Annotated in this window: 26 protein-coding genes and 1 tRNA gene; 16 read left to right on the top strand and 11 right to left on the bottom strand. The window is 71.6% G+C overall.

The features are described from left to right. Positions 1 to 51 precede the first annotated feature (51 nt). Complete coding sequence (locus tag ACIRPT_RS10465; protein ID WP_403505173.1) at positions 52 to 570, top strand: AMP-binding protein; 519 nt, start codon at positions 52 to 54, stop codon at positions 568 to 570. A 17-nt stretch (positions 571 to 587) separates the two neighbouring features. On the opposite strand, the gene ACIRPT_RS10460 is transcribed toward ACIRPT_RS10465, so the two are convergent. After that, positions 588 to 983 (bottom strand): MerR family transcriptional regulator, encoded by a 396-nt coding sequence (locus ACIRPT_RS10460; RefSeq protein ID WP_403825028.1) that lies wholly within the window; start codon positions 981 to 983, stop codon positions 588 to 590. A 142-nt stretch (positions 984 to 1125) separates the two neighbouring features. Between ACIRPT_RS10460 and ACIRPT_RS10455 the strand changes: the two genes are divergently transcribed. Then, positions 1126 to 1377, top strand: a complete 252-nt coding sequence (locus ACIRPT_RS10455) for a hypothetical protein (RefSeq protein WP_403825026.1) — start codon at positions 1126 to 1128, stop codon at positions 1375 to 1377. Between the two features lie 43 nt (positions 1378 to 1420). Here ACIRPT_RS10455 and mscL read toward each other — a convergent pair whose 3' ends face one another. The 5 genes from mscL to ACIRPT_RS10430 all read right to left on the bottom strand — a co-directional run bounded on the left by mscL (position 1421) and on the right by ACIRPT_RS10430 (position 7387). Beyond that, the gene (gene mscL, locus ACIRPT_RS10450) at positions 1421 to 1915 is read right to left on the bottom strand and encodes a large conductance mechanosensitive channel protein MscL (RefSeq protein ID WP_403505168.1); all 495 of its coding nucleotides are present in this window, start codon (positions 1913 to 1915) and stop codon (positions 1421 to 1423) included. Positions 1916 to 2750: 835 nt separating this feature from the next. Further along, entirely contained in the window at positions 2751 to 3584 is an 834-nt protein-coding gene (locus ACIRPT_RS10445) for an S-methyl-5'-thioadenosine phosphorylase (RefSeq protein WP_403825023.1), read from the bottom strand. Between the two features lie 127 nt (positions 3585 to 3711). After that, on the bottom strand, positions 3712 to 4080 hold the full coding sequence (locus ACIRPT_RS10440) for an FmdB family zinc ribbon protein (protein ID WP_403825020.1): 369 nt from the start codon (positions 4078 to 4080) through the stop codon (positions 3712 to 3714). A 135-nt stretch (positions 4081 to 4215) separates the two neighbouring features. Beyond that, positions 4216 to 5514 (bottom strand): MFS transporter, encoded by a 1299-nt coding sequence (locus ACIRPT_RS10435; RefSeq protein ID WP_403825017.1) that lies wholly within the window; start codon positions 5512 to 5514, stop codon positions 4216 to 4218. A 322-nt stretch (positions 5515 to 5836) separates the two neighbouring features. Continuing rightward, entirely contained in the window at positions 5837 to 7387 is a 1551-nt protein-coding gene (locus tag ACIRPT_RS10430; protein WP_403825870.1) for a potassium/proton antiporter, read from the bottom strand. Positions 7388 to 7608: 221 nt separating this feature from the next. Between ACIRPT_RS10430 and ACIRPT_RS10425 the strand changes: the two genes are divergently transcribed. Continuing rightward, positions 7609 to 10317 (top strand): penicillin acylase family protein, encoded by a 2709-nt coding sequence (locus ACIRPT_RS10425; RefSeq protein WP_403825015.1) that lies wholly within the window; start codon positions 7609 to 7611, stop codon positions 10315 to 10317. Positions 10318 to 10404: 87 nt separating this feature from the next. Here the strand turns inward: ACIRPT_RS10425 and ACIRPT_RS10420 are convergent, their stop codons facing one another. Beyond that, positions 10405 to 11088: a 5-formyltetrahydrofolate cyclo-ligase gene (locus ACIRPT_RS10420; RefSeq protein ID WP_403825012.1), complete on the bottom strand. Its 684-nt coding sequence runs from the start codon at positions 11086 to 11088 to the stop codon at positions 10405 to 10407. Between the two features lie 82 nt (positions 11089 to 11170). On the opposite strand from ACIRPT_RS10420, the gene galU reads away from it, so the two are divergent. The 9 genes from galU to ACIRPT_RS10375 all read left to right on the top strand — a co-directional run bounded on the left by galU (position 11171) and on the right by ACIRPT_RS10375 (position 17408). After that, entirely contained in the window at positions 11171 to 12073 is a 903-nt protein-coding gene (gene galU / locus ACIRPT_RS10415; protein ID WP_403825009.1) for a UTP--glucose-1-phosphate uridylyltransferase GalU, read from the top strand. Positions 12074 to 12077: 4 nt separating this feature from the next. Further along, a complete protein-coding gene (gene glp, locus ACIRPT_RS10410; protein WP_403825006.1) occupies positions 12078 to 13394 on the top strand; it encodes a gephyrin-like molybdotransferase Glp in 1317 nt (438 codons plus the stop codon). Between the two features lie 68 nt (positions 13395 to 13462). Next, positions 13463 to 13945 carry a cyclic pyranopterin monophosphate synthase MoaC gene (gene moaC, locus ACIRPT_RS10405; protein ID WP_403505147.1) on the top strand — a complete coding sequence of 161 codons (483 nt, stop codon included), beginning with the start codon at positions 13463 to 13465 and terminating at the stop codon, positions 13943 to 13945. Next, positions 13942 to 14475 carry a molybdenum cofactor biosynthesis protein B gene (locus ACIRPT_RS10400; protein WP_403825003.1) on the top strand — a complete coding sequence of 178 codons (534 nt, stop codon included), beginning with the start codon at positions 13942 to 13944 and terminating at the stop codon, positions 14473 to 14475. Before moaC ends, ACIRPT_RS10400 begins: the two co-directional genes overlap by 4 nt. 14 nt (positions 14476 to 14489) lie before the next feature. Then, entirely contained in the window at positions 14490 to 15104 is a 615-nt protein-coding gene (locus ACIRPT_RS10395; protein WP_403505141.1) for a GNAT family N-acetyltransferase, read from the top strand. 152 nt (positions 15105 to 15256) lie between these two features. After that, a complete protein-coding gene (locus ACIRPT_RS10390) occupies positions 15257 to 16282 on the top strand; it encodes a hypothetical protein (protein WP_403825000.1) in 1026 nt (341 codons plus the stop codon). A 75-nt stretch (positions 16283 to 16357) separates the two neighbouring features. Continuing rightward, positions 16358 to 16430, top strand: a tRNA-Ala gene (locus ACIRPT_RS10385). Between the two features lie 67 nt (positions 16431 to 16497). Next, positions 16498 to 16677, top strand: coding sequence for a hypothetical protein (locus ACIRPT_RS10380; protein ID WP_403824997.1), 180 nt, complete (start codon positions 16498 to 16500; stop codon positions 16675 to 16677). Positions 16678 to 16832: 155 nt separating this feature from the next. Further along, complete coding sequence (locus ACIRPT_RS10375) at positions 16833 to 17408, top strand: hypothetical protein (RefSeq protein WP_403824994.1); 576 nt, start codon at positions 16833 to 16835, stop codon at positions 17406 to 17408. Positions 17409 to 17629: 221 nt separating this feature from the next. On the opposite strand, the gene ACIRPT_RS10370 is transcribed toward ACIRPT_RS10375, so the two are convergent. The 3 genes from ACIRPT_RS10370 to ACIRPT_RS10360 all read right to left on the bottom strand — a co-directional run bounded on the left by ACIRPT_RS10370 (position 17630) and on the right by ACIRPT_RS10360 (position 20445). Further along, positions 17630 to 18937 carry a glycosyltransferase gene (locus ACIRPT_RS10370; protein ID WP_403824992.1) on the bottom strand — a complete coding sequence of 436 codons (1308 nt, stop codon included), beginning with the start codon at positions 18935 to 18937 and terminating at the stop codon, positions 17630 to 17632. A gap of 101 nt (positions 18938 to 19038) precedes the next feature. Then, positions 19039 to 19827 (bottom strand): MerR family transcriptional regulator, encoded by a 789-nt coding sequence (locus tag ACIRPT_RS10365; protein WP_403824989.1) that lies wholly within the window; start codon positions 19825 to 19827, stop codon positions 19039 to 19041. 147 nt (positions 19828 to 19974) lie between these two features. Beyond that, positions 19975 to 20445 carry a GNAT family N-acetyltransferase gene (locus ACIRPT_RS10360; protein ID WP_403824986.1) on the bottom strand — a complete coding sequence of 157 codons (471 nt, stop codon included), beginning with the start codon at positions 20443 to 20445 and terminating at the stop codon, positions 19975 to 19977. A gap of 109 nt (positions 20446 to 20554) precedes the next feature. Here ACIRPT_RS10360 and ACIRPT_RS10355 point away from each other — a divergent pair, with 109 nt between their 5' ends. Beyond that, on the top strand, positions 20555 to 21358 hold the full coding sequence (locus tag ACIRPT_RS10355; protein WP_403824983.1) for an exodeoxyribonuclease III: 804 nt from the start codon (positions 20555 to 20557) through the stop codon (positions 21356 to 21358). 39 nt (positions 21359 to 21397) lie between these two features. Here ACIRPT_RS10355 and ACIRPT_RS10350 read toward each other — a convergent pair whose 3' ends face one another. Continuing rightward, positions 21398 to 22162, bottom strand: coding sequence for a MerR family transcriptional regulator (locus tag ACIRPT_RS10350; protein ID WP_403825867.1), 765 nt, complete (start codon positions 22160 to 22162; stop codon positions 21398 to 21400). 309 nt (positions 22163 to 22471) lie between these two features. Between ACIRPT_RS10350 and ACIRPT_RS10345 the strand changes: the two genes are divergently transcribed. From ACIRPT_RS10345 to ACIRPT_RS10335, 3 genes are read left to right on the top strand one after another with little or no spacing between them, the layout of a single operon-like run. Next, complete coding sequence (locus ACIRPT_RS10345; protein ID WP_403824980.1) at positions 22472 to 24013, top strand: flavin-containing monooxygenase; 1542 nt, start codon at positions 22472 to 22474, stop codon at positions 24011 to 24013. Continuing rightward, positions 24010 to 24996, top strand: coding sequence for an alpha/beta fold hydrolase (locus tag ACIRPT_RS10340; protein ID WP_403824977.1), 987 nt, complete (start codon positions 24010 to 24012; stop codon positions 24994 to 24996). Before ACIRPT_RS10345 ends, ACIRPT_RS10340 begins: the two co-directional genes overlap by 4 nt. Beyond that, positions 24993 to 25874, top strand: coding sequence for an SDR family oxidoreductase (locus tag ACIRPT_RS10335; protein WP_403510359.1), 882 nt, complete (start codon positions 24993 to 24995; stop codon positions 25872 to 25874). The genes ACIRPT_RS10340 and ACIRPT_RS10335 overlap by 4 nt, the downstream gene beginning before the upstream one ends. Positions 25875 to 25901: the final 27 nt, after the last annotated feature.

Below are 25901 nucleotides of genomic sequence, written 5' to 3'. Positions count from 1 at the left end.
TTCAGCGATCGTTGATCGCTCATCTTCATGCTGAAACGCATGTTGCGCCGTGTGACGACAGAGCATGCAGAGGACGCCCGGGAAGAGCAAGAGCCGCAGGCGTCGCGGATCGCCCTCACCTGGACCGGGGAGCCGGGCCGGATGGAGGAGCTGACACATGGCATGCTCCTCGACCAGGCCGACCGCGCCGCGGCGGCGCTCGCGCGGCTCGGGGTGCGGGCCGGCGACAAGGTGGCGGTGCATCTGCCACTGGTGCCCGAATCGGTGATCGCCACCCTCGCCTGCGGGCGCCTCGACGCGCTGCGTACCACGCTGCCCGTCTCGCTCACCGTCCCCGAACTGGCCGCGCGGACCCGGGAGTCGGGGGCCCGGGTGCTGATCACCGCGGACGCGGCGTTCTGGGACGGGGCCATCCGGCCGGTGAAGGCGGTACTCGACCACGCGCTGGCGCGGGCCGGGGCCGCGGAGGGCGGGAAGGGCCGTACCGTCCTGGTGGTGAACCGGTGTGCGCGGCCGGTCTCCTGGACGCCGGGGCGCGACCGCTGGTGGCACGAAGCGCTCGACGAGTAGGACGGCCGGCCCGCGCCTCACCCCGAAGGAACGGCCGGGGCGTCGTCCGGACGCCGCTTGCTGCGCACCACGTCCAGGTACTCGGCCACCGCATCCCTGTTCCGGATCAGGCACTCGATGCGTTCCGTCATACGGTCGCGCTCGAGCTCCAGCGTGGCGAGCATCTCCGGTGTCGCATCCGCGAAGTGGATGATCCGCGGCTGGTCCAGGCAGGGCAGTATCTGCTTGATGATCCTGGTGGGCAGTCCCGCATCGAGCAGCCCCCTGATCTGCATGACCCGGTCCACGAAGCGCGCGTCGTACTCGCGATAGCCGTTCGCGGAGCGAGCGGCGGCGATCAGGCCCTGCTCCTCGTAATACCGCAGCAGCCGCCGGGGCGTGCCGGTCCGCTCCGAGAGCTCCCCTATGCGCATGGGCTCCCTTCCCCTCTTCTCCCTCTCCTCGCCTTCGCCCCATCGGACCACCGCATCGAGGCGACGGCACGACGCTACGCAGCGCCCGCACCCCACTCACGGCCGCACCACGCCCCGCGGGCCCGCACCGTACCCTGAAGAGGTGAGCACCACCCGCGAACCCGCATCCGAACCGGCCCCGGCCGACGAGGCGCCCGTCGCCCGGCCCGCCACGAGCGGGAACACCGAGATGGCCCGGCCCGCCGCCCGGCCCGCCGCGCTGATCTTCGACGATCCGCTGGACCGGCAGTCCTCGGACGACACCGACCGGGGCTGGGGTGAGCGCCCCACGGCCTCCGGCAGCGCTGCCGATCTGGCCCGCTTCCTCGACGAAAAGCCGCCCCACCACCTCTGAGCGAGGCGATGAGGCGGCGGGTGCCGGTCCCGGGTGCTCGCTCCTACTGCTGCGTCTTCTGCGCGATGACGGTGGCGGACGCCGGGGCCGAGCCGTTGCGCTGGGCGATGAGGGCGTCGCGGATCTCGATGAGCAGCTCGACCTCGGTCGGGTCGGCGGGGGTGTCGTCGACCGGCTTCTTCGCGTCCTGGCGGGCCTTCCACTTGTTCATCGGAAGGATCATGAGGAAGTAGACGACCGCGGCGGTGATCAGGAAGGTCAGCGCGGCGCTGAGCACCGAGCCCCACAGGATGAAGATGCCGTCGGTGAATTCGCCGGTCTTCGGGTCCGGGTGGCAGCTGGCGCTGAGGCAGGACTTGTAGTTGTCGAGGTTCTGCGAGCCGAGGGCGCCGATGATCGGGTTGATCACGCCCTTGACCACGGCATTGACGATGTTGGTGAACGCCGCACCGACGACGACCGCGACCGCGAGCTCGATGACGTTTCCGCGCATCAGGAATTCCTTGAATCCCTGCAGGACGCCCTTGTTCTCGCTCACCTGACAGCCTCTTTCCACGCTCGGTACGGACGGTGCAGCAACAATCAGCACCGCAACTTACGGCAGGGCGGGGCGGCGGTGTCCAGTCGCCCGACACGAACCGGCGATCGACCAGAGCGTCAGTGCGGATCTTGCGGACGGACCGGCCCTTCCCCGAGCCCTGGAAGAGCAGGGGGGACACCGACCCCGGAGAAGCTTTGCGTGCGAGGAGAGCGGATGCCACTCGATCTTGGGGCATGGCTACCGCCCTCCGGAGAGCGCCGCCGCCGGGCACCCGGCCGCCGGAGCCGTTCGTACGGCACCGTACGAGACGCCCGTGGCCAGTGCTGCGGCGGCCATCGCCAGTGCGGCCGCGAGCAGACGTCGTCGCGTCGCCCGCCGCCATCGGTGTCGTCCACCGCCGGCTCGTACCGGTGCGAAGTGGGGCACTTCACATGTCGGGGGAGTCGGCAGGGGTGGGTCGGGGAGCGGCGGCAGGGGGAGCCGTAAGCCGGTGGAAGGAAGATCGAGGGAGCCGTCGGGAGAGGAACCGAGGGGGGAATCGAGAGAGGGGCCGAAGGGGGAACGGAGCATCGTCGTCACCGCCTGTCGCGGGGATTGCGGAATTCGGGACCGGCGCTCACCGGCGATCACCACCGTGCCGGAATTCCCCGCGGCCCGCTCCGGCCTGTGGATGAACCCGCGTCTGTGGACAACCCGGTCACCCACAGGAGGCCCTGACGTCCCTGACGCCCCTGATGCCTCCGCGAGCCCTCCGGCCGCCATGTCCCGCCCCGAGAGCCCACCGGCCCCCGCGAAACCCGCCGCGCCTCTTCCGTACGACGCCCGGCAGTCGCTAAGGCAGCTCGATGCCCAGATCCCAGCCCTCGAGGGAGCTCGGGCAGGGGCAGTCGCGGGCCGCGGAGTCGGGGAGGGCGGCCACCGCGTCGAAGAGGACCTCGCGCAGTCGGCCGACGTTCTGGCCGAAGACCTCCAGGACCTCCTCGTGGGTGACGCCGGCGCCGGTCTCGGCGCCCGCGTCCAGGTCGGTGACCAGGGTCAATGACGTGTAACAGAGGCCGAGCTCACGGGCGAGTACGGCCTCGGGGTGACCGGTCATGCCGACCACCGACCAGCCCTGCGCGGCGTGCCAGCGGGACTCGGCGCGGGTGGAGAAGCGGGGGCCTTCGATGACGACGAGGGTGCCGCCGTCGACCGGCTCCCAGTTGCGGCCGCGGGCCGCCGCCACCGCGGTCCGGCGTCCGGTGGGGCAGTACGGGTCGGCGAACGAGACGTGGACGATGTTCGGGACGCCGCCGCCCGGCAGCGGTTCGCCGTCGAAATAGGACTGGGCGCGGGACTTGGTGCGGTCGACGAGCTGGTCGGGGACGAGCAGCGTGCCGGGACCGTATTCGGGCCGCAGGCCGCCGACGGCGCACGGGCCGAGGACCTGGCGCACGCCGACCGAGCGCAGCGCCCACAGGTTGGCGCGGTAGTTGATGCGGTGCGGCGCGAGGCGGTGCCCGCGGCCGTGCCGGGGCAGGAAGGCGACCCGGCGGCCGGCCACATCGCCCAGGAAGAGGGAGTCGCTGGGTGGACCGTACGGGGTCTCCACCGTGATCTCGGTCACGTCATCGAGGAAGGAGTAGAACCCCGAGCCGCCGATAACGCCAATCTCCGCGTCAGCCATGCCGGTCACACTATCGGGGCGGCGCCGAGCCGCGGTGGGGGTCCCCTGCCCTACGAGGGCTCGGGCGAGGGCAGGAAAAGCCGCGGACCCCGCCGTCGGCGACGGCGGGGTCCGGGGGAAGCGCTGGTCAGGCGGCGGAGCTGCTGCTCGTGGACGACGAGGACGTCGAGGACGACGCCGTCGAGGACGAGGACGAGGACGAGGAGGATGCCGAGGACGACGAGGCCGTCGACTTGGCGTCCGAGCCGCTGGACGAGTCCGAGGAGGACGAGCCGCTCGTGCCGGAGGAGCTCTTCGCCGGGCTGCTGCTGGACGACGAGCCGCGGCTGTCGTTGCGGTAGAACCCGGAGCCCTTGAAGACGATGCCGACCGCGGAGAACACCTTCTTGAGGCGTCCGTCGCAGCTGGGGCACTCGGTGAGCGCGTCGTCGGTGAACTTCTGCACGGCCTCAAGGCCCTCGCCGCACGCGGTGCACTGGTACTGGTAGGTCGGCACTTGACTTCCTCCTGGCACTCTCACTCGATGAGTGCTAACGACGATCCATAGTGCAGTATTCCGGCCCGTCAGTCCACTGTGACCGGCGTACGGTGACCGACTCCACGTTCGGCCGGGCGCTCGCCCCGCGTTCCGTCAGGCGCTCGCCAGCTCCCGCTCGCGGTCCTCGGTGACGGCGGTGACCTGGTAGTCCGTGGCGTCCGAGCCGCCGCTGACCACGGTCGACGAACGCGGTCGCAGATGCGTGCGCAGCGTCAGCAGCACCGTCAGCGCCAGCGCCGTACCGGCCAGCGGCACCAGGAATCCGGCGCTCGGGCCGAAGCGGTCCGTCAGCTGGCCGGCCGAGGAGGCCGCGGCGGCCTGGCCCAGCGCCACCGCGCCGGTGAGCCACGTGAAGGCCTCCGTGCGGGCGGCGGCCGGCACCAGCGTCTCGACCAGGGTGTAGCCGGAGATCAGGGCCGGGGCGATGCACAGGCCGATGACCAGGCCGACGGCGGCCAGCAGCGGTACCGCGGTCACGGACCACAGCGGGGTGGTGGCCAGCGCCAGCAGCCCGTAGGCGACCAGCAGCCGGCGTCGCGGGCCGACCTTCCAGCTGATGGCGCCGCAGGCGACGCCCGCGAGCATGTTGCCGGCCGCGAAGATCCCGTAGAGGACGCCGTTGATGCCCGGGTGCCCGATGTGCTCGGTGAAGGCGGTCAGCGAGACCTGCATGCCGCCGAAGACGGTGCCGATGCCGAGGAACGCGACGATCAGGACGCGTACGCCGGGCAACGACAGCGCCGAGACGCGCGGCCGGTCGGTGTCCTGCGCCCGGTGGACGGGCGGCTGGGTGCGCCGCTGCGCGGCGAACAGCAGTCCGCCGGCCAGGCTGAGGACGGCCTCGGTGATCAGGCCGGCGGCCGGGTGGATACCGGTGCACAGAGCGGTCGCCAGCACCGGGCCGACGACGAAGGTGAACTCATCGGTGACCGACTCGAAGGCGGCGGCGGTCGGCATCAGCGGGCTGCCGCCGAGCTGGGCCGCCCAACGGGCCCGGACCATCGGGCCGACCTGCGGCGTCGAGGCGCCGGTGGGGACGGCCACCGCGAGCAGCGCCCACAGGGGGGCGTGTGCGAGGGCCAGGGTGATCAGGGCGGCGACGCCGGCGACATGCACCGCGACGCCGGGGAGCAGCACCGCGCGCTGACCGAAGCGGTCGGCGAGCTTGCCGCTCTGCGGGGCGAACAGCGCCATCGAGACGCCGGTGGCGGCGGTCACCGCGCCGGCGGTGCCGAAGGAGCCGGTGGTGGACTGGACGAGCAGGGTGATGCCGATCGTCAGCATCGCGAACGGCTGCCGGGCCAGAAAGCCGGGCAGCAGGAACGTCCATGCACCAGGGGTGCGCAGCAGTTGTCCGTAACCGGGACGGGAGGTCTTGACCGCGGATGCCACGGCCGGGGCCTTTCTGCCGCCTGGTAGCGCGCCGCCGCGAGGTCGTCACGGGTACGCGCCGAGAGCTGTCCTCTCGCGCAGGACCGAGTGATACCGCGTGGTCCGCACCGGGGAAGTGGCTGCGCTTGTGGCAGAGGACCGCGGCCGCCGAGCGGTCGCGCCAGCTCTGCTTCAGGCAGAGTTGGTTCGTTTATTGCCTCTTCATACTACAGGCCGAAGCGCGTGAAGCCCTGGGATTAACCAGGGCTTCACGCGGAATTCCTTGGGATCCGTGGAGAGATGCGGCACATACCGGCCGGTCGGAGTCGGGCCGGGGGCCGGTTCAGCCGGCCTGCCGCCGCCTGCCCCGCCGCTCCCTGGACTCCTCGGGCCGCGGGCCGCCGTGTCCGCCCGTCCCCAGCCAGCCGGCCAGCTTGCCGCCCTGGGAGACCGCCTGCAGTCGCCGCTCGGCCGCGTCCCGTACCGGATCCGTGGCCACCACCAGCAGCTCGTCGCCGTGCCGCAGCACGGTCGTGGGCGACGGTACGAAGCTGGAGCCGTCCCGTACGACGAGGGTGACCGCGGCACCGGCGGGCATCCGCAGCTCGCCGACCTCGACGCCGTGCATCCGCGAGACGGGGCCGATGGACGTGGACAGCAGATGGCCGCGCAGCCGCTCCAGAGGGGCCGACTCGATGCCCAGGTCGGCGGGCTCCGCGCCGTCGCCCAGCCGCAGCCGCCTGGCGAGCCAGGGCAGCGTCGGGCCCTGGATGAGGGTGTAGACGACGACCAGGACGAAGACGATGTTGAAGACGCGTTCGCTGCCCGGGATGTCCGTGACCATCGGAATGGTGGCCAGGACGATGGGCACCGCGCCGCGCAGGCCGGCCCAGGACAGCAGGGTCTTCTCCTGCCAGGGCATGGGGTACGGCAGCAGGCTCGCGAAGACCGACAGCGGGCGGGCCACGATCGTCAGGATCATGCCGATGACCAGCGCCGGAACGATGTCGTCGAGGAGGTTGTGCGGGGTGACCAGCAGGCCCAGCAGAACGAACATGCCGATCTGGCCGATCCAGCCGAGCCCCTCGGCGAAGCCGCGGGTGGCCGGGGCGTGCGGCAGTTTGGCGTTGCCGAGGACCACCGCGGCCAGATAGACGGCGAGGAAGCCGGAGCCGTGCGCCAGGGCGCCGGCCGCGTAGGCGGAGACCGCGATGGCCATGACGGCGATCGGGTAGAGGCCGGAGGCGGGCAGTGCCACATGCCGCATGCCGTAGGAGCCGAGCCAGCCGACCGCCACCCCGATGGCGGCGCCGATGGCCAGCTCCAGGGCTATCTCGCCGAGCAGGGCGTACCAGTGCTCGACCGGCCCGGCCGTGGAGAAGGCGACGACGAGGATGACCACCGGTGCGTCGTTGAAGCCCGATTCCGCCTCCAGGACACCCGTCAGGCGGGCGGGCAGCGGGACGTTGCGCAGTACGGAGAAGACCGCGGCCGCGTCCGTCGAGGAGACCACGGCGCCGATCAGCAGCGCCTGGCGCCATCCGAGCCCGGCCAGATAGTGCGCTCCGGCCGCGGTGACCCCCACGCTCACCGCGACGCCGACCGTCGAGAGCAGCGCCGCCCGGGGCAGCGCCGGCTTGATTTCCTTCCACTTCGTGCCCAGGCCGCCCTCCGCGAGGATCACGACCAGGGCCGCATAGCCGAGGAGTTGGGTCAGCTCGGCGTTGTCGAAGACGACACCGCCCAGGCCGTCCTGTCCTATGGCGATGCCTATCCCCAGGTAGATGAGCAGGCTGGGGAGCCCGCTGCGCGAGGAGAGCCGTACCGCGGCCACGGCGATGAGCAGTACGAGCGAGCAGACCAGCAGGAGTTCATTGAGGTGTTCGACAGTCAGGAGCTGGTCCTTTCTCGCACGCGGGCCGGAGGGGGCGGGTCCGTTAGGTGCCTTTACAGGTCGTTCGGGACCTACGATCCTTACCGTATCTAGTTACTGAGTCTAACAATTTACCATTACTTGAAAGTCGGATGTGCTGGTGGTGACTCCGCGTAGGGCTCGCCGGACCCGTGCGCCTATGGTTGCTCCAGCACTCCCACCCTGCCCCTCGAAGGACAGAGATGCCCGCCAACAAGTCCGGCCCTGCCCCAAAGAAGAAGAAGGGGCGGCGCGGCCGCCTCGTCGCCATCACGGTCGTGCTGCTGCTCGTGGCGGGCATCGGCTTCGGCGCGTACTGGAGCGTCAGTACCGTGCGCGCCTCGTTCCCGGAGACCACCGGGTCGCTCAACCTCCCGGGGCTGACGAACCCGGTGACCGTCGCGCGCGACGGTAACGGCATCCCGCAGATCTACGCGGACACCGACGCGGACCTCTTCCGCGCCCAGGGCTTCGTCCAGGCCCAGGACCGCTTCTGGGAGATGGACGTCCGGCGCCATATGACGTCCGGCCGGCTGTCGGAGATGTTCGGCAAGAGCCAGGTCAAGTCCGATGAATTCCTGCGCACGCTGGGCTGGCACCACGTGGCGCAGAAGGAGTACGACACCAAGCTCTCACCGGAGACCAAGAAATATCTCCAGGCCTACTCCGACGGCGTCAACGCCTATCTCAAGGAGCACCAGGGCTCGGCACTCTCCCTGGAGTACGCGGCGCTGGGCCTCGAGAACGACTACACGCCCCAGAAGTGGACGCCGGTCGACTCGGTCGCCTGGCTCAAGGCGATGGCCTGGGACCTGCGCGGCAACATGCAGGAGGAGATCGACCGCTCCCTGATGACCAGCCGCTTCACCCCGGAGCAGATCGCCCAGCTCTACCCGAAGTACCCGTACCAGCGGAACAAGCCGATCGTCGAGGGCGGTTCGGTCGACCCGGCCACCAAGAAGTACCAGCCCAAGGGCGCGGCGAACGCCGCCCCGGCCGGCACCGCCACCGAGGGCCTGCAGTCGCAGCTCTCCGCGCTGTCCAAGACCCTCGACAAGGTCCCCGCACTGCTCGGCCCCAACGGCAACGGCATCGGCTCCAACTCCTGGGTCGTCTCCGGTGAGCACACCACCACCAAGAAGCCGCTGCTGGCCAACGACCCGCACCTGGCGCCGCAGATGCCCTCGCTCTGGTACCAGATGGGCCTGCACTGCCGCACCACCGGCCCCAAGTGCAACTACGACGTCTCCGGCTTCACCTTCTCCGGCATGCCCGGCGTCGTCATCGGCCACAACCAGAACATCTCCTGGGGCATGACCAACCTGGGCGCCGACGTCTCCGACCTCTACCTGGAGAAGATCAGCGCCGACGGGTACCTCTACGACAACAAGCAGCGCCCGTTCGTCACGCGCAAGGAGACCATCAACGTCGCCGGCGGCGAGAGCCACAAGATCACCGTCAGGTCCACCAACAACGGACCGATCGTCTCCGACCGCGACGACGAGCTGACCAACGTCGGCAAGGACGCCCCCGTAGGCAACGCCGCCCCCGACCGCGGCGACGGCTACGCCGTATCGCTGCGCTGGACCGCCCTGGACCCCGGCAAGTCCATGGACGCCGTCTTCGAGCTCGACCGCGCCAAGGACTGGGGCAGCTTCCGCAAGGCCGCCGAGCACTTCGAGGTGCCCTCGCAGAACCTCATCTACGCCGACACCAAGGGCAACATCGGCTACCAGGCGCCCGGCCGGATCCCGGTCCGCGGCGCCGGCGACGGCACCTACCCGGCGCCCGGCTGGGAGTCGAAGTACGGCTGGAAGGGCTACATCCCGCAGCGGGCCCTGCCCTACGAGTACAACCCCGAGCGCGGCTACATCGTCACCGCCAACCAGGCCGTCATCGACGAGGACAAGTACCCCTACCTCCTCACGAAGGACTGGGGCTACGGCGCCCGGAGCCAGCGGATCAACGACCTCATCCAGTCGAAGATCAAGGGCGGCAGCCCGGTCTCCACGGACGACATGCAGGCCTTCCAGAAGGACAACAGCAGCGAGATCGCCCGGCTGCTGACCCCGTACCTCACGAAGATCGACATCAAGGACAAGTACGTCCGCGACGCGCAGCAGCTGCTGGAGGGCTGGGACTTCACCCAGGAGCCCGACTCCGCCGCGGCCGCCTACTTCAACGCCGTCTGGCGCAACACCCTCAAGCTCGCCTTCGGCAACAAGATGCCCAAGGAACTGCGGCTCGAGGGACAGTGCCTGGCCGTCCACCCGGCGAACGAGACCGGACCCGACGACGACCTCAACAAGCTGGTCCGCGAATGCGGCGAGCGGGCCGCCGACTCGGCGCAGCCCGACGGCGGCGACCGCTGGTACGAGGTCGTCCGCAAGATCCTGGACGACCCGCACAACGCCTGGTGGAAGACCGAGGACCGGCCCGGCCACCCCGGTGACAAGAACCGCGACCAGCTCCTCGCCGAGGCCATGAAGGACGCCCGCTACGAGCTGACCGCCAAGCTCGGCAAGAACATCGACAACTGGAGCTGGGGCCGCCTGCACCAGCTGTACCTGAACAACCAGACCCTGGGCACCGACGGACCCGGCTTCCTCCAGGGCCTGTTCAACCGCGGCCCGTGGAACGTCGGCGGCGGCGAGGCCGCGGTCGACGCCACCGGCTGGAACGCCGCGGGCGGCTACAAGGTCACCTGGGTCCCGTCCATGCGGATGGTCGTCAACCTCGCCGACCTCGACAAGTCCCGCTGGATCAACCTCACCGGCGCCTCCGGGCACGCCTTCAACGCGCACTACTACGACCAGACCGACAAATGGGCCAAGGGTGAACTGCTGCCCTGGGTGTTCAGCGAGTCGGCCGTCAAGAAGAGCGCGAAGGAGACGCTGACGCTGTCGCCGTAAGACCGCGGGGCACCACCAGCACCAGCACCACATCGACGCCGTCGGGCGGGCCGGGAGACCTCCGGCCCGCCCGACGGCGTTCCCGCCTCAGGCGGGCCTCAGGAAGCGGTGCACCCCCGACGGCGTCACCGCCGCGTGCACGATCCGGTCGTGCGGCTCGGCCGGCACGGCCTCCAGCACCTCCGCGTCGTACAGCAGCACCACCAGCGAGGCGGCCGACCCGGCCCGCTCGAGACGCTCCAGCACCCGGTCGTAGGACCCGCCGCCGCGCCCCAGCCGCAGCCCCCGCCCGTCCACCGCGAGACCCGGCAGCAGCACCACATCGGCCTCCGTGACGGCCTCCGGCCCGAGCCGCCCGCCGTCCGGCTCCAGCAGCCCCCAGCCGGCCGCTACGAGCCGCTCGGGGCCCTCGTACGCCGCCCAGTCAAGATCGTTGTCCGGCAGCAGCACGGGCAGCAGCACCCGCACCCCCGCCGCCCGCAGCCGGTCCAGCAACGGCAGCGTGGGGGGCTCATTCCCGAAGGAGACATACGCGGCAACGGTCCGCGCGACGGCCGGGCCGGACGGCGCCTCCGCCCCCGGGGCGCCCTCCCCGGACTCCGCCACCCGCAGGCCCGTGAATTCCGCCAGTTCCGCCAGTTCGAGCGTCCGCCGGGCGAGCGCGACGCCCGACGCCGCCACGACATCCGGCGGCAACGATCTCCTCACCTCCAGGAGATCTCGCCGCAACCTGCGCTTCCTATCGTGATCGGATTCGTGACCAGAGTTCATTTGTGGGCCCTTGCTCCCGCTCTCATGCTCTATTCACCAGACCCTCATCATCGTTCCGATAGGGCCGGTTATGGTGTCGCGCATGACCCCATCGCACACGCGGATCAGCAAGGCTGTCATCCCGGCAGCCGGCCTCGGCACCCGGTTTCTCCCCGCCACGAAGGCCACACCCAAGGAGATGCTCCCGGTCGTCGACAAGCCCGCCATCCAGTACGTGGTGGAGGAGGCCGCCGCCGCCGGACTCTCCGACGTACTCATGGTCACCGGCCGCAACAAGCGTCCCCTTGAGGACCACTTCGACCGCAACTACGAACTCGAAGAGGCCCTGCACCGCAAGGGTGACGAATCCCGGCTGGCGAAGGTCCAGGAATCCAGCGACCTGGCGACCATGCACTACGTACGGCAGGGCGACCCCCGGGGCCTGGGCCACGCCGTCCTGTGCGCCGCGCCGCACGTCGGCGACCAGCCCTTCGCGGTCCTCCTCGGCGACGACCTCATCGACCCCCGCGACCCGCTGCTCCAGCGCATGATCGAGATACAGGAACAGTACGGCGGCTCCGTCATCGCCCTGATGGAGGTCGACCCGGCACAGATCCACCTCTACGGCTGCGCGGCCGCCGCCCCCACCGGCGACGACGACGTGGTCGTGGTCTCCGACCTGGTGGAGAAGCCGGACCCCGCCGAGGCCCCCAGCAACCTCGCCATCATCGGCCGCTACGTCCTCGACCCGGCCGTCTTCGAGGTGCTGCGCAAGACCGAACCGGGCCGCGGCGGCGAGATCCAGCTGACCGACGCCCTCCAGGCGCTGGCCGCCGACCCGGCCCTCGGGGGCCCCGTCCACGGTGTCGTCTTCAAGGGCCGGCGGTATGACACCGGCGACCGTGGCGATTACCTGCGTGCCATTGTCAGACTGGCATGCGAACGTGAAGACCTGGGCCCGGACTTCAGGGCTTGGCTTCGCAGTTACGTCACCGAGGAGATGTAGGACGTTGAACGGCACCACCGACCAGACCCGCCACCAGGACCGCGTCTGGTCGGTGGCCGAACACCTCGACGACGTCCTGTCGAAAATCCATCCACTGGAGCCGATCGAGCTGCAACTCCTCGACGCTCAGGGCTGCGTCCTGGTCGAGGACATCACGGTCCCCGTCGCCCTGCCGCCCTTCGACAACAGCTCCATGGACGGCTATGCCGTCCGGGTCGCCGATGTCGCGGGCGCCACCGACGACTTCCCCGCGGCCCTCACGGTCATCGGCGATGTCGCGGCGGGCAGCGGCGAGCTCCCCGCGGTCGGCCCCGGCGAGGCGGCCCGCATCATGACCGGCGCCCCCGTGCCGCCCGGCGCCGAGGCCGTCGTCCCCGTGGAATGGACCGACGGCGGCAGCGGCCAGGGCCCGGCCGCCGGCATGCGCGCCCACAGCGCCGCACCCCAGGACGCGACCGGCGAGGTCCGCGTCCACCGCCCCGTCGAGGCGGGCGCCCATATCCGCGCCAAGGGCAGCGACGTCTCCGCGGGCGAGCCGGCCCTGCGCGCCGGTACGGTCCTGGGCCCGTCCCAGATCGGCCTGCTCGCCGCCATCGGCCGCGGCACGGTCCGGGTGCGGCCCCGCCCCCGGGTCGTCGTCATGTCCACCGGCAGCGAACTGGTCCAGCCCGGCGAGGCGTTGGGCCCCGGCCGGATCTACGACTCCAACAGCTTCCAGCTCACCGCCGCCGCCCGCGCCGCCGGAGCCATCGCCTACCGCGTCGGCGCCGTCGCCGATGACGCCGAGACGCTGCGCTCCACCCTCGAGGACCAGCTCATCCGGGCCGACATCATGGTCACCAGCGGCGGCGTCAGCGTCGGCGCGTACGACGTGGTCAAGGAGACGCTGGCCGACTTCTCCGCCGAGGAGGGCATGGTCGAGTTCCGCAAGCTGGCCATGCAGCCCGGCAAGCCCCAGGGCTTCGGCCTCATCGGCCCCGACCGCACCCCCCTCATGGCGCTCCCCGGCAACCCCGTCAGCTCCTACGTCTCCTTCGAACTCTTCGTCCGCCCCGCCATCCGCACCCTGATGGGCCTGCCGGACGTCCACCGCCCCGTCGCCCAGGCCGAGTGCACCGAGCCCATCGCCTCCTCACCCAAGGGAAAGCGGCAGTTCCTGCGGGGCTCCTACGACCCGGACGCCGGCAAGGTGACCCCGGTGGGCGGCTCCGGCTCCCACCTGATCAAGGCCCTCGCCCACGCCAACGCCCTGATCATCGTCCCCGAGGACACCACCGAGGTGGCCGCCGGCGGAGAGGTGGACGTCGTCCTGCTCGGGTAGCCGCCGACCGGTGCGGGTACGGTGTCGTCCCACAGGCGCGGCACGGCACGGTCCGGACCAGGAGAACGATGAGCAGCGGCCAGCAACACCTCACCCACATCGACGCCGCGGGCGCGGCCCGGATGGTCGACGTATCGGAGAAGGACGTCACCGCCCGCACCGCCCGTGCCCGCGGCCGCGTCCTGGTATCGCCGCAGGTCATCGAGCTGCTGCGAGGCGAGGGCATGCCCAAGGGCGACGCCCTGGCCACCGCCCGGATCGCCGGCATCATGGGCGCCAAGCGCACCCCCGAGCTGATCCCGCTGTGCCACCCCCTCGCCGTCTCCGGCGTGAAGCTGGATCTGACCGTCACCGACGAGGCGGTCGAAATCGCCGCCACCGTCAAGACCACCGACCGCACGGGCGTCGAAATGGAGGCGCTGACCGCCGTCTCCGTCGCCGCCCTCACCGTCGTCGACATGATCAAGGCGGTCGACAAGGCGGCGGTCATCTCCGACATCCGCGTCGAGGAGAAGACCGGCGGCAAGTCCGGCGACTGGAGCCGGTCGTGAACTCCGCCCACCCGGATCCGGACCCCGCCGCGGCGCCGCGCCGCGCCCTGGTCGTCACGGCCTCCAACCGCGCCGCCGCCGGCGTCTACCCGGACAAGGGCGGCCCGCTCCTCGCCGAGGGCCTGACCGCCATGGGCTTCGAGGTCGACGGCCCCCAGGTCGTCCCCGACGGCGACCCGGTGGAAGCCGCGCTGCGCGCCGCCGTGGGCGCCGGCTACTCCGTCGTCCTGACCACCGGCGGCACGGGCATCTCGCCCACCGACCGCACCCCCGAGGCCACCCGCCGGGTCCTGGACTACGAGGTCCCCGGCATCCCCGAGGCCATCCGCGCCGCCGGCCGGGAAAAGGTCCCCACCGCGGCGCTCTCCCGGGGCCTGGCGGGCGTGGCCCGCGCCACCTTGATCATCAACCTCCCCGGCTCCACGGGCGGCGTCCGCGACGGCCTGGCCGTCCTCGCCGATCTCCTCCCGCACGCCGTCGACCAGCTCCACGGCGGCGACCACCCCAGACCCACCGGGAGCCCGAGCTGAACGCGTTCTGGCCCGTGGTCCTCGCAGAGGGCGAGGTCACCCTCCGCCCGATAAAGCTGCGCGACCAGCGCCCCTGGCGCGAGGTCAACCGCCGCAACCGCGACTGGCTGCGCCCCTGGGAAGCCACCATCCCGCCGCCCCCGCCGGGCATTCCGCCGCCGCACCGCCCCACGTACCGCCAAATGGTGCGCCATCTGCGCGCCGAGGCGCACGCGGGCCGGATGCTGCCGTTCGTCATCGAATACCAGGGCCGTCTCGCCGGACAACTCACCGTCGCCGGCATTACCTGGGGCTCCATGTGCTCGGGCCATATCGGCTACTGGGTGGACCAGGAAGTCGCCGGCCGGGGCGTCGTGCCGACCGCCGTGGCGCTCGCCGTCGACCATTGCTTCCACAGCGTGGGACTGCACCGCATCGAGGTCTGTATTCGGCCGGAAAACATCCCCAGCCGGCGCGTGGTGGAGAAACTCGGCTTCCGCGAGGAGGGCATCCGCCCCCGCTATCTGCACATCGACGGCGGCTGGCGTGACCACGCGGTATTCGCGCTGACCGCGGAAGAAGTGCCCGAAGGCCTGCTGAACCGCTGGCGGCAGCACAGGCCCAGCACACCCGGCGCACCCCATAAATAAAATAAATGTTCGAATGTGATGTCCGGCCTGACCGGATTCACGAAGAGGCCGTCCTTACCATCACAAAAAAAGTTCGAGATATCAGCCAGATCGTGCGACACACCGGCCCAATTGGCGGATGGCCCCGCGCAAACCCCTCTACCGTGTGAGTTGTGAGAAGCAGCGGCCTCATCTACGCAGTCATCGTCGGGGCCTGGGCCGCCTATTTGGTGCCGATGTGGCTCCGTAGGCAGGACGAGCTCAACGAGGCGCGTCCGACCGAACGCTTCAGCACTGCCATCCGGCTCCTGTCCGGACGTGCGGCCATGCAACGCCGTTACGACAAGGGGCAGGAGGAGTGTCCCGCCGACGATGCCGGCGACGAGCAGCGCCCGGACGCCCCGGCCGACGAGCCGGACCCCGGGCCCTTCGTCGACCCCGAACCGGCGGCCGAGGCCGAGGCCTCGCACACCCGGGTGCAGTCGACGCCGCCCCGCCCTTCCCTCTCCGAACGCACCAAGCGAGCCAAGGTCCTCGCCCGTCGCCGGCGCACCATCACCATGCTCTTCCTCGCCTTCACCGTCGGCGCCATCGCCGCCGCGGTCGGCGGCCTCCCCTTCCTCTGGGCGCCCGCCGCCCCCGCAGGCCTCCTCACCGCGTACATCGTCTACCTCCGCGTCCAGGAGCGCCGCCGCTTCACGTTCACCATGGACCAGCGCAAGGCGGAGGCGGCGGCGCAACGACTGCGGGAGGGTCGGCCCCGCCCTCAGCAGGCGGCCGACCAGCCGCCCGTCGACGACCACCAGCCCGACGCCCGCGCTGATGCCCCGGCCGAGGCCGCCCCGGAGCCGCCCCGCCCGGCCGCGACCCCGCCGCACACCGCCGGCCGCCGCGCGCTCGTCGAGGAGACCGACCACGCCGAGTGGGTCGACCAGCAACGCGAACGCGAACGCCCCCGCCCCGCCTCCGGCAGCTGGGAGCCGGTCCCCGTACCCCTCCCCACCTACGTCACCGCCCCGGTGGCCCCCCGCGCCACCAGCCATGTCGACCTCGACGCCGACGACGCCTGGAGCTCCGCCCGCTCCAGCGCCGCCCCCGACCACCCCCAGCCCGACACCCACACCCGCCGCCCCCGCGGCCGCACCCCCCTCTTCGACCAGTACGAGGACGAGGACCGCCCCCGCGCCGCGAACGAGTGACGGCCCTCCGCTGACCAGCACCGGAAGCGATTTCCGAGCACCGCGACCGAGATGCTAGAGTTTCACTCGTCGCAAGGGCCTGTGGCGCAGCTGGTAGCGCACCTCGTTCGCAACGAGGGGGTCAGGGGTTCGAGTCCCCTCAGGTCCACCGCACGTCAAAGCCCCCGCCGGGGATATCCGGTGGGGGCTTTTTCGTTGCTGCGCAAGGGGGTGTCATGACTGGACACGACTGGAATGGCGGGGACGACGACGCCGGTCATGCGTCGGCGGTTGCCCGTACGTGGATCACCGTGGTGATCTCTTTGGCTTGTGTGGTGTTTGTGGTCGGCGCGATCGTCGCCGTTGGCCTGGCGATTTTCGGGCTGAGTGGAATGCTCGCGGTCGTCGGCGACTGACTCGCGCCGTAGGGCAGTGACGTACCGCAAGTCCTCGGCGCCCACCGAGCCCGGTGCTTCTTGTCGCGGGCGCCGGTGGCCGGGAACATGGCCGGGTGACCGACGGAACAGACGGATACGAGCGACGGCGTACCGCGAGAACACTGGTCGGAGCGATGGTCGCGACGTCCTTCGGGCTGGCGTTCGTCGAGGCCAACAGCGCGACGTTGCACGGGCCGTGGACGGTGGTGGCGCGGATCTGCGGTGGGGTGTTGGCCGTGTTCCTCGGGGTCAGGATCGTCGCCGCGCGGCGGGCGGCCGGGATGCGTTTCGGGCGCGCGGGTTCGGGGGCTTTCGGCGGGTGGTACCGCTTGGTGGTGCTCGCCGAGGTGGCGGCGCTGGTGGCCGGCCTGCTGGTGATCAACTCGGTGGCGAAACATGGGTCGTTGACGTTGCCGTGGGTGACCTTTGTGGTCGGGGTGCATTTCTTCGGGCTCGGTACGCTGTGGCGCTCCCGGGCGCTGCATGCGCTGGCCGCAGCGCTGACCGTGCTGGGCGCGGCCGGCTTCGTCCTCGGCGCGGTGGACGCGGACCCGGCGTGGATCGCGGTGGTTTCCGGAATGCTGCCGGGCGTCGCGCTGTTCACCGTAGCCGCGTCCTCGTTGGTGCAGCACAAGCGCAGGATCCGCGACACCGGTCGGGCGGCGGGCGCTGCCGCGGGGCAGTCGGTGTCGCCGCACGGGGGCTCGTAGGCGAGGTGGGCAGGTGTTCTTGCCGGCCGGCGGCCGAAGGGCCGTCCCTCTGCCAGTCGTTGCGCGTCGAGCCCGCGGCGCTCATCGCCCAAGGCGTGTACCCGCCCGGTACCCCCAGGCAGATCCCCTGGCCGAGGGGCCGGCCGTGCTGGAGCAACTCGAAGCCGGCCGGACCCGCGGCTAGTACGCCCTTGATCCCTGGCGCCAGGCACGCCTGCGACTCACCGCGATGCCTGGGCGGCCAGGCGGTCGACCGCCTTGGTGACCGCGCCGGCGCCGTCCTCGCGGGCGAGGCGCCGGGCGGCGTGGGTGGCGCGCTCGGTGAGGGCGGGGTCCGTGGTGGCCTGGGTGAGGGCATCGGCGAGGCGGGTCACGGCGTTGTCCGCGGCGAGGTCCTTGAAGGGGATCGGTGTCGTGGCGGCGCCGAGAGCGGCCAGGCGGGCGGCCCAGAAGGGCTGGTCGGCGGCGACGGGAAGGGGGACGGTCGGGACTCCGGCGCGCAGGCCCGCGGCGGCGGTGCCGGCGCCGCAGTGGTGGACGACGGCGGACATATGGGGGTAGAGGAGGGCGTGGGGGACCTCGCCGATGGTGAGGATGTCGGGGGTGAGGAGGTGGGGGGTGCGGGGGTCGGAGGCGGTGGTGTCGGCGGACAGGTTCGCCCAGCCGGACTGAAGGATCCCGCGGACCTTGGCGCGGCGCAGGGCCCGTACGGCCAGGGAGCTCAGCCGTTCGCCCTCGCCGGACGCCATGCTGCCGAAGCCGATGAAGACCGGGGGCGGGCCCGCGGCGAGGAAGTCTCGTATGGCGGGAGGGAGTTGGGTGTCCGGTGAGTGCCAGGGCCACCAGTTTCCGACGATGTCCAGGCCGGCGCGCCAGTCGGCCGGGCGGGGTATCAGGACCTCGCTGAAGCCGTGCAGGACCGGCGGCCCGGCCGCTTCGGTGCGGCGGCGGACCGTACGGGCAGTGGCGGGCGGCAGGCCGAGGCGGGTGCGCAGGTCGCGGGTCGCGTCGGCGTAGAGGCGGTCGATGACGCGCAGGGAGAGGCGGCCGGCGGCGCGGTTGCCCCAGCGGCCCAGGGAGCGGCCGCCGCTGATGACGGGGGCGAAGTCGCCGGTGGGGGCGTTGGGGACGAGGGGCAGGTCCAGGCACGGGATGTCCCTCGCCTCGGCGAGGTGCCGGCCGAGCGGAGCCGTGGTGGTGGAGAGGAGGAGGAGTTCGGTGTCCTCGCGAGCGGCTTCGGCGAGGCCGCCGCCCAGTTGTCGGATGAAGGCGGCGGCCCGGCGCATCAGGTCCCGGTTGCCGCCGGCGGAGGCGGGTCTCTCCGGCTCGGCGGAGCCGGCGGCGGGGCGGGCGGCGCGCGGGTCGGCCGGGAGGGGCCGGAATTCCAGGCCGGCGGCCGATACGAGCGGGGCGTAGGCGTCGTGTGTGGCGAGCGCGACCTCGTGGCCGGCGTCCCGGAGGCGGGCGCCGACTCCGGTGTAGGGGGCGACGTCGCCGTAGGAGCCGGCGGCGGCTATCAGGATCTTCATGGGCTTCGACCCTCTGTTGCTGGTGGTGGGGTGCTGGTTCGCCGGTTGCCGGGAGCCCGGCGCCGGTTGCCGGGGAGCGGGAGGCGGGCCGTAGCCGGCGCTCAGGCTTCCCGCTGGGCGTCCGTCTGACGTACCGCGTTCGCGTGGATGGCCGTGCGCAGATACGAGGCCAGGCCGGGGCGCTGCTCGGTCGGCGGGACGAGCAGGGCGAAGGCGCGGGGATCGGCGGCGAAGTCGTCGGCGATCCGGCCGTGCATATCGGTGGGGCACGGGGTGAACCAGCGGCTGATGTGCCGCCGGTGTTCCTCGGCGAGGTCCATGGCCCGTTCGCCGTCCGCCGGCTCCTCGGTGTCGAAGGCGGCGGTGAGGCGTTGGCGCCATGCGGCGGCCTCGGCCATGATCTGCGCCCAGTCCTCCTTGGAGTGGGCGTCGGCGCGTGCCATGGAGCGCCGGTGTCCCTCGCGGTGCTGCCACTTCAGATGCGCCTCGGTGGCGTAACTGAGGTCGAAGGAGATCTCGCCGAAGACCTCGAACCGCTCCTCGGGCGTCAGCCGCACGCCGGTCTGCTGGACCTCCATGGCCTGCTCGGCGACCTCCACCAGCCGCTGCAGCTTGGTGATCTCGTCGTTGAGGAGACGGTGCCGGGCGCGGAGATGGTCGAGGGCGTTGGCCTGCGGGTCCTCCAGGATGGTGGCGATCTCGTCGAGCGGAAAGCCGAGTTCCCGGTAGAAGAGGATCTGCTGGAGCCGGGCCAGGTCGGCCTCGCCGTAGAGGCGGTAGCCGGCGGGGCTGCGGTCGCTGGGGGAGAGCAGGCCGGCCTTGTCGTAGTGGTGCAGGGTGCGCACCGTGACCCCCGCCAAGCGGGAGACCTGCCCGACCGAGTAGCCCATCCCCGCGCCTTTCGTCCCATATGTCCCATCGGCCCCCGGTGGTGGTCACCCGGGGCCCGTGCCGTCGATCAGGCTGCGGCCTGACGTTAGGTGAGGGTCAAGCGGGGAGGGGAGGAGAGGGACGGGGGCGGCTGCGGCGGGTTCGTCCTAGAGCTCCTTCGCCATGCACCGGCTCTGCTCGTGGTTCCGGTAGTACCCGAACTTCTTCACCAGCCGATAGCCGCTGGACGCGTACAGCGCGAGCGCCTCCGGCTGCTCGGTGCCGGTCTCCAGGACCATGCGGATGCGGCCCGCGGCGCGCGCATCCGCCTCGAGGTCGGCGAGTATCCGCCGGGCGAGCCCCCGGCCGCGCGCCTCCGGGACCACGAACATCCGCTTGATCTCGGCATCGCCCGCCGTGTACCCCTCCGCCAGGTCCTCCTGGAGCCGCCAGCCCCCGGTGGCCAGCGGGCGCCCGTCCTCGTACGCGAGGAGGTAGATGCCGTGGGGCGGGGCGAACATCTTGGGGTCCAGCTGGGTCAGATCGACGTCGCCGTAGCGGCGGATGTATTCCTGCTGGACCTGCTCCTCGAGCGCGACCGCGTCGGGATGGTCGTAGCGGACGGGGCGTATCTCCATTTCGCGCATCGTACTGGCGTCCGAGTGGCCGGGGCGAGAAGCCCAGGCAGGCGGCCCACGCGCCCGTCGCGTAGGCTGCGCTGCCGCCAGCGCGATGAGGGAGTTTGTGTTGCTGACTGTGACGACGGTGAATGTGAACGGGCTGCGCGCCGCGGCCAAGAAGGGCTTTGTGCCGTGGCTGGCGGAGACCGCGGCCGATGTGCTGTGCCTCCAGGAGGTGCGCGCCGAGGCCGGCCAGCTGCCGGACGGCGTACGCGACCCCGAGGGCTGGTTCACCGTGCACGCCCCGGCTGCCGCCAAGGGGCGGGCCGGCGTGGCGCTGTACACGCGCCGGGAGCCGGAGCGGGTGCAGGTGGGCTTCGGCTCGGCGGAATTCGACGACAGCGGCCGTTATGTCGAGGCCGATCTGCCCGGCGTGACCGTCGCCAGCCTCTACCTCCCCTCCGGTGAGGTCGGCACCGAGCGCCAGGACGAGAAGGAGCGCTTCCTGGCGGAGTTCCTCCCCTACCTCGTGGACCTGCGCGAACGCTCCGCGGCGGACGGCCGCGAGGTCGTGGTCTGCGGCGACTGGAACATCGCCCACCAGGAGGCGGACCTCAAGAACTGGAAGGCCAACCAGAAGAAGTCCGGCTTCCTCCCGGAGGAGCGCGCCTGGCTCACCGACGTCCTGGACGAGGCCCGCGGCGGCTACGTGGACGTCGTCCGCGCCCTGCACCCCGACGCCGAGGGCCCCTATTCCTGGTGGTCGTACCGGGGCCGCGCCTTCGACAACGACTCGGGGTGGCGGATCGACTACCACATGGCCACGCCCGGCCTGGCGCGTCGGGCCGTGAAGGCATACGTGGAGCGGGCGGCCGGCTATGACCAGCGGTGGAGCGATCATGCGCCGGTGACGGTGGCCTACGAGGGCTGAGCGGCGGCCGCGGGGCGGCTGACCGTTCGGGCGCGCTGCTCAGTCCCCGTCCGCCGCGGCCTCCGGCCCCTCGGTCTTCGGGCCGGCCTCCCGACCCCCGTCGCACGCCCGCAGCCACTCCTCGATCTCGGTTCGTACGCGGCGGTCCATGGCCATGGCGAGTTCGGCTTCGACGACGCCCTTGGTCAGGGGGCGGAAGGTGTCGATGATCTCGGCCATGCGGTCGACGTCCTGGTCGGTGGGGGCGCGGTGCAGGACGTCGGCGAGGAGGTGGGTGCGGATCAGGTTGCAGAAGAGGAGGGCCAGGGCGTCGGCGTGGACGCGGACCTTGCGGGCGGATTCCAGGACGGCGGCCAGCGGGATGCCCTTGTCGACGAGTTCGGTGGAGGCGTCCAGGAGGCGGCGGCTGATGTGGACGAACTCGTCTCCGTCGACGGCGAGATAGCCCATGTCCAGGGACGTGGTCAGGTTCTCCGGGGTGACGTCGTCGCTGAAGTGGTCGGCCAGTTCCTCGGGGGTCAGGCGGACCGGGGTTTCCTCGGACCACGGGGTGAGGATCGTGGCGTCCAGGCCGAGGAGTTCGCCGACGTCGCGGCCGCTTTCGAAAGCGGCGAGGAGTTCGCCGATGCCGCCGAGGGTGTGGCCGCGCTCCAGGAGTGCGCCGATGGTGCGCAGGCGGGCGAGATGGTGCTCGTTGTACCAGGCGATCCGGCCCTCGCGGCGCGGCGCGGGGATGAGCTTGCGCTCGCGGTAGAAGCGCAGCGTGCGGACCGTGATGCCGGCTTCCTTGGCGAGATCGGCCATGCGGAATTCGCGGGAGGGAGAGGGTGCGGGGGTGGGCGAGGCGCCGTGTGCGGTTGCTTCGGCGTGCGGGAGTGCCGGCCCGGTCCCGTGCCCCTTCGCCGTCTCGTTCTCGTTCGCTGCCACCCGTTCACCCTATGCCGGTGCCGGCCCGCGGGGGCGAAGTGCGACCGGCGGTAACTTCCTGGCGCTCGACCCCTACCGCTCGGTACGGAGCTGCCCTACGCTCCAATCAGCCAACCGTGCCAGTGATTGCTGGCGCGGTTGAGCGAAGGCTGGTGAAGGTTGGTGTCGAACTCGGGAGGCGGCGGGATGGCCGAGCGCGAGCATGAGCGGGAGCACGTGCGGGTGGCGGTGATCGGATCGGGATTCGGTGGCCTGGGCGCGGCCGTACGGCTGCGCCGGCAGGGGATCACCGACTTCGTGGTCCTGGAACGGGCCGATGCGGTGGGCGGCACCTGGCGGGACAACAGCTATCCGGGCTGCGCGTGCGACGTGCCCTCGCATCTGTACTCGTTCTCCTTCGCGCCGAATCCGGAATGGCCACGGAACTTCTCCGGGCAGACGCATATCCGCGCGTATCTGGAGCGGGTGACGGACACCTTCGGTCTGCGTCCGCACATCCGCTTCAACTCCGAGGTGCGCGGCCTGCGGTGGAGCAACGACGAGCTGCGGTGGGAGATCGAGACGGCCCGGGGCGCGCTGACCGCGGACGTGGTCGTCTCGGCCACCGGGCCGCTGTCCGACCCCAAGCTGCCGGACGTCCCGGGGCTGGACTCCTTCCCGGGCAAGGTCTTCCACTCCGCGCGCTGGGACCACGACTACGACCTGCGGGGCAAGCGGGTGGCGATGGTCGGCACCGGGGCGTCGGCGATCCAGATCGTGCCGGCCATCCAGCCCGAGGCCGGCCGGCTGACCGTCTTCCAGCGCACGCCCCCCTGGGTCATGCCGCGCGCCGACCGCAAGATCACCGGCGCGGAGCGCTGGCTGCACACCAAGGTCCCGGCGACCCGGGCGCTGCGCCGCCGGCTGCTGTGGGGCATCCGCGAGCTCCAGGTCAGCGCGTTCACCAAGCGGCCCAATGAGCTCGGCCTGATCGAGACCATCGCCAAGTCCCATATGCGCAAGGTCATCAAGGACCCGGCGATGCGCGCCCGGCTCACCCCCGACTACCGCATCGGCTGCAAGCGCATCCTGCTGTCCAACAGCTGGTACCCGGCGCTGGCCGAGCCCAATGTCGATCTGGTGTCGTCCGGGCTGAAGGAGGTCCGCGGCAACACGCTGGTCGCCTCCGACGGTACGGAGACCGAGGTCGACGCGATCATCTTCGGGACCGGCTTCCACGTCACCGACATGCCCATCGCCCAGCGGGTGACCGGCGCGTACGGCACCACCCTCGCCGAGGAGTGGAAGGACGGCATGGAGGCCCTGCGCGGCGCCAGCGCTGCCGGATTCCCCAACTTCCTCACCATCATCGGCCCCAACACCGGCCTCGGGAACAGCTCGATGATCCTGATGATCGAGGCCCAGCTGAACTACATGGCCGACTTCATGCGCCAGCTCGACATCCTCGGCGGGCGGATCGCGCTCAGCGCCCGGCCGTCCGCGGTGCAGGAGTGGACGCGGACGATCCAGCGGCGCATGCAGCGCACGGTGTGGAACACCGGCGGCTGCGACAGCTGGTACCTGGACGCGAGCGGGCGCAACACGACCGCATGGCCGGGGACGACGGCGGAGTTCCGGCGGGTGACCCGGCAGGTGGATCTCGCGGAGTACGAGGTGCTGCGGCCCCCGGCCAAACCGGCCGAGGAAGCGGAACCGGCCACACCGATCGCCAAGGAGGTGGCCGCATGAGCCGGCCCGCGCACCTGACCACCGGGGCGTACGCACCGCCCGTACCGCGCACGACGACGACCGTCACCTCCGCCGACGGCTCCCGCCTCTACGCCGAGGTCCACGGGCCCGAGGGCGCCCCCGCCGTCGTCCTCGCCCACGGCTGGACCTGCTCGACGGCCTTCTGGGCGCCGGTCGTCCGCGACCTCGCCACCGACCACAAGGTCGTCGTCTACGACCAGCGCGGGCACGGGCGCAGCCCGGCGGTGAGCGCGGCGGGGTACAGCACCCAAGCCCTCGCCGACGACCTCGTCGCCGTACTGGAGGCGACGCTGGAGACCGGCGAACGCGCCGTGGTCGGCGGGCACTCCATGGGCGGCATGACGATCATGGCCGCCGCGGACCGCCCGCAGCTGCGCGAGCGGGCCGCCGCGGCCCTGCTGTGCAGCACCGGGAGCGCCGAACTGGCCGCGGAATCACGGGTGTTCCCGCTGCGCAGCCCGCAGGGCCGGCGCCGCGCGCACCGGCTGCTGCTGGGCTCGCGCGCCCCGCTGGGGCCCGTATCGCCGCCCGCCAAGTGGGCCCTGCGGTACGCGACCATGGGCGCCGGTGCCACCGCCGCGCAGATCGAGGCCTGCGCGCGGATCGTGCATGCCTGCCCGCCCGGCGTACGGGCCCGCTGGGGCAAGGTGCTGGCCGGTCTCGAACTGACCGGCGGGGTGGCGCGGCTGGAGCTGCCGACCGCCGTCGTCGCGGGCACCGCCGACCGCCTCACGCCTTTTGTGCACGCCCGCCGGCTGGCCTCCGTGCTCCCCGACTGCCGGGGCGTGACCGAGCTGTCCGGCCTGGGACACATGACGCCCATCGAGGATCCGGGCGCGGTCGGCGGCCGCCTCCGCGAGCTCGTACGCGATCACCTGATCACCACCGATACGGAAGCCGGGCGGGCCGCGGCGGCCGCCGCCCCCCGCGGCAAGCGGCAGAAGAAGGAGAAGACGGCGTGAGCGCGAACAGGAGCCTGGACGGGCAGGTCGTCGTGGTGACCGGGGCGGCGCGGGGGGTCGGTGCGCTACTGGCGCGCAAGCTGTCGGCACGCGGGGCGACGCTGGCGCTGGTCGGCCTGGAGCCGGACGAGCTGAAGAACGTCGCGGCCTCGCTGCACGGCCCGGCGCACCACTGGCACGCCGATGTCACCGACCACGAGGCGATGGCCCATGTCGCGGGCGAGGTCAAGGACCGCTTCGGCAAGATCGACGTGGTCGTCGCCAACGCCGGGGTGGCGACCGGCGGCCCGTTCGTCGACTCCGACCCGGTGGCGTGGAAGCGGGTCATCGAGGTCAACCTGATAGGCGGCGCGGTGACCGGCCGCGCCTTCCTGCCCGTACTGATGGAGTCGCGCGGCTACTTCCTCCAGATCGCCTCGCTGGCCGCGATCACCCCGGCGCCGATGATGACCGCGTACTGCGCCTCCAAATCGGGCGTCGAGGCGTTCGCGCACAGCCTGCGCGCCGAGGTCGGCCACAAGGGCGTACGGGTCGGCGTCGGCTATCTGAGCTGGACCGACACCGACATGGTGCGCGGCGCCGACCAGGACGACATCATGCGCGAACTGCGTTCCCGGCTGCCCTGGCCGTCGAACAAGACCTATCCGCTGGGCCCCGCCGTCGACCGGATCGTGGCGGGCATCGAGCGCCGCTCCCCGCATGTCTACGGGCAGTGGTGGCTGCGCGGGATGCAGTCGCTGCGCGGCTATCTGCCGTCGGTCATCGGGTCGGTGGGGCAGCGGGAGATGCGCCGTTTCGGGGACCGGCTGGACGGGATGCGGACCGGGCTGGTCGGCGCGGGCGGGGAGGCGGACGAGAAGGCGCGGGCTGATCGGTAGGGGCGGGGTGCGCGGCGGCCGCCCCCC

Source organism: Streptomyces sp. NPDC101227 (assembly GCF_044767545.1).
Taxonomy (GTDB): domain Bacteria; phylum Actinomycetota; class Actinomycetes; order Streptomycetales; family Streptomycetaceae; genus Streptomyces.
The sequence above is the reverse complement of the archived record's forward strand: the minus strand, read 5'-3'. Positions and strand labels throughout refer to the sequence as shown.

Coding starts and splice junctions, on each gene's coding strand:
- ACIRPT_RS10460 (WP_403825028.1), bottom strand. CDS start 983: ATGCGCATAGGGGAGCTCTCGGAGCGGACCGGCACGCCCCGGCGGCTG.
- ACIRPT_RS10445 (WP_403825023.1), bottom strand. CDS start 3,584: ATGGCTGACGCGGAGATTGGCGTTATCGGCGGCTCGGGGTTCTACTCC.
- ACIRPT_RS10425 (WP_403825015.1), top strand. CDS start 7,609: ATGCCCGCCAACAAGTCCGGCCCTGCCCCAAAGAAGAAGAAGGGGCGG.
- ACIRPT_RS10420 (WP_403825012.1), bottom strand. CDS start 11,088: ATGAACTCTGGTCACGAATCCGATCACGATAGGAAGCGCAGGTTGCGG.
- galU (WP_403825009.1), top strand. CDS start 11,171: ATGACCCCATCGCACACGCGGATCAGCAAGGCTGTCATCCCGGCAGCC.
- moaC (WP_403505147.1), top strand. CDS start 13,463: ATGAGCAGCGGCCAGCAACACCTCACCCACATCGACGCCGCGGGCGCG.
- ACIRPT_RS10380 (WP_403824997.1), top strand. CDS start 16,498: ATGACTGGACACGACTGGAATGGCGGGGACGACGACGCCGGTCATGCG.
- ACIRPT_RS10375 (WP_403824994.1), top strand. CDS start 16,833: ATGGTCGCGACGTCCTTCGGGCTGGCGTTCGTCGAGGCCAACAGCGCG.
- ACIRPT_RS10370 (WP_403824992.1), bottom strand. CDS start 18,937: ATGAAGATCCTGATAGCCGCCGCCGGCTCCTACGGCGACGTCGCCCCC.
- ACIRPT_RS10365 (WP_403824989.1), bottom strand. CDS start 19,827: ATGGGCTACTCGGTCGGGCAGGTCTCCCGCTTGGCGGGGGTCACGGTG.
- ACIRPT_RS10360 (WP_403824986.1), bottom strand. CDS start 20,445: ATGGAGATACGCCCCGTCCGCTACGACCATCCCGACGCGGTCGCGCTC.
- ACIRPT_RS10350 (WP_403825867.1), bottom strand. CDS start 22,162: ATGGCCGATCTCGCCAAGGAAGCCGGCATCACGGTCCGCACGCTGCGC.
- ACIRPT_RS10345 (WP_403824980.1), top strand. CDS start 22,472: ATGGCCGAGCGCGAGCATGAGCGGGAGCACGTGCGGGTGGCGGTGATC.
- ACIRPT_RS10340 (WP_403824977.1), top strand. CDS start 24,010: ATGAGCCGGCCCGCGCACCTGACCACCGGGGCGTACGCACCGCCCGTA.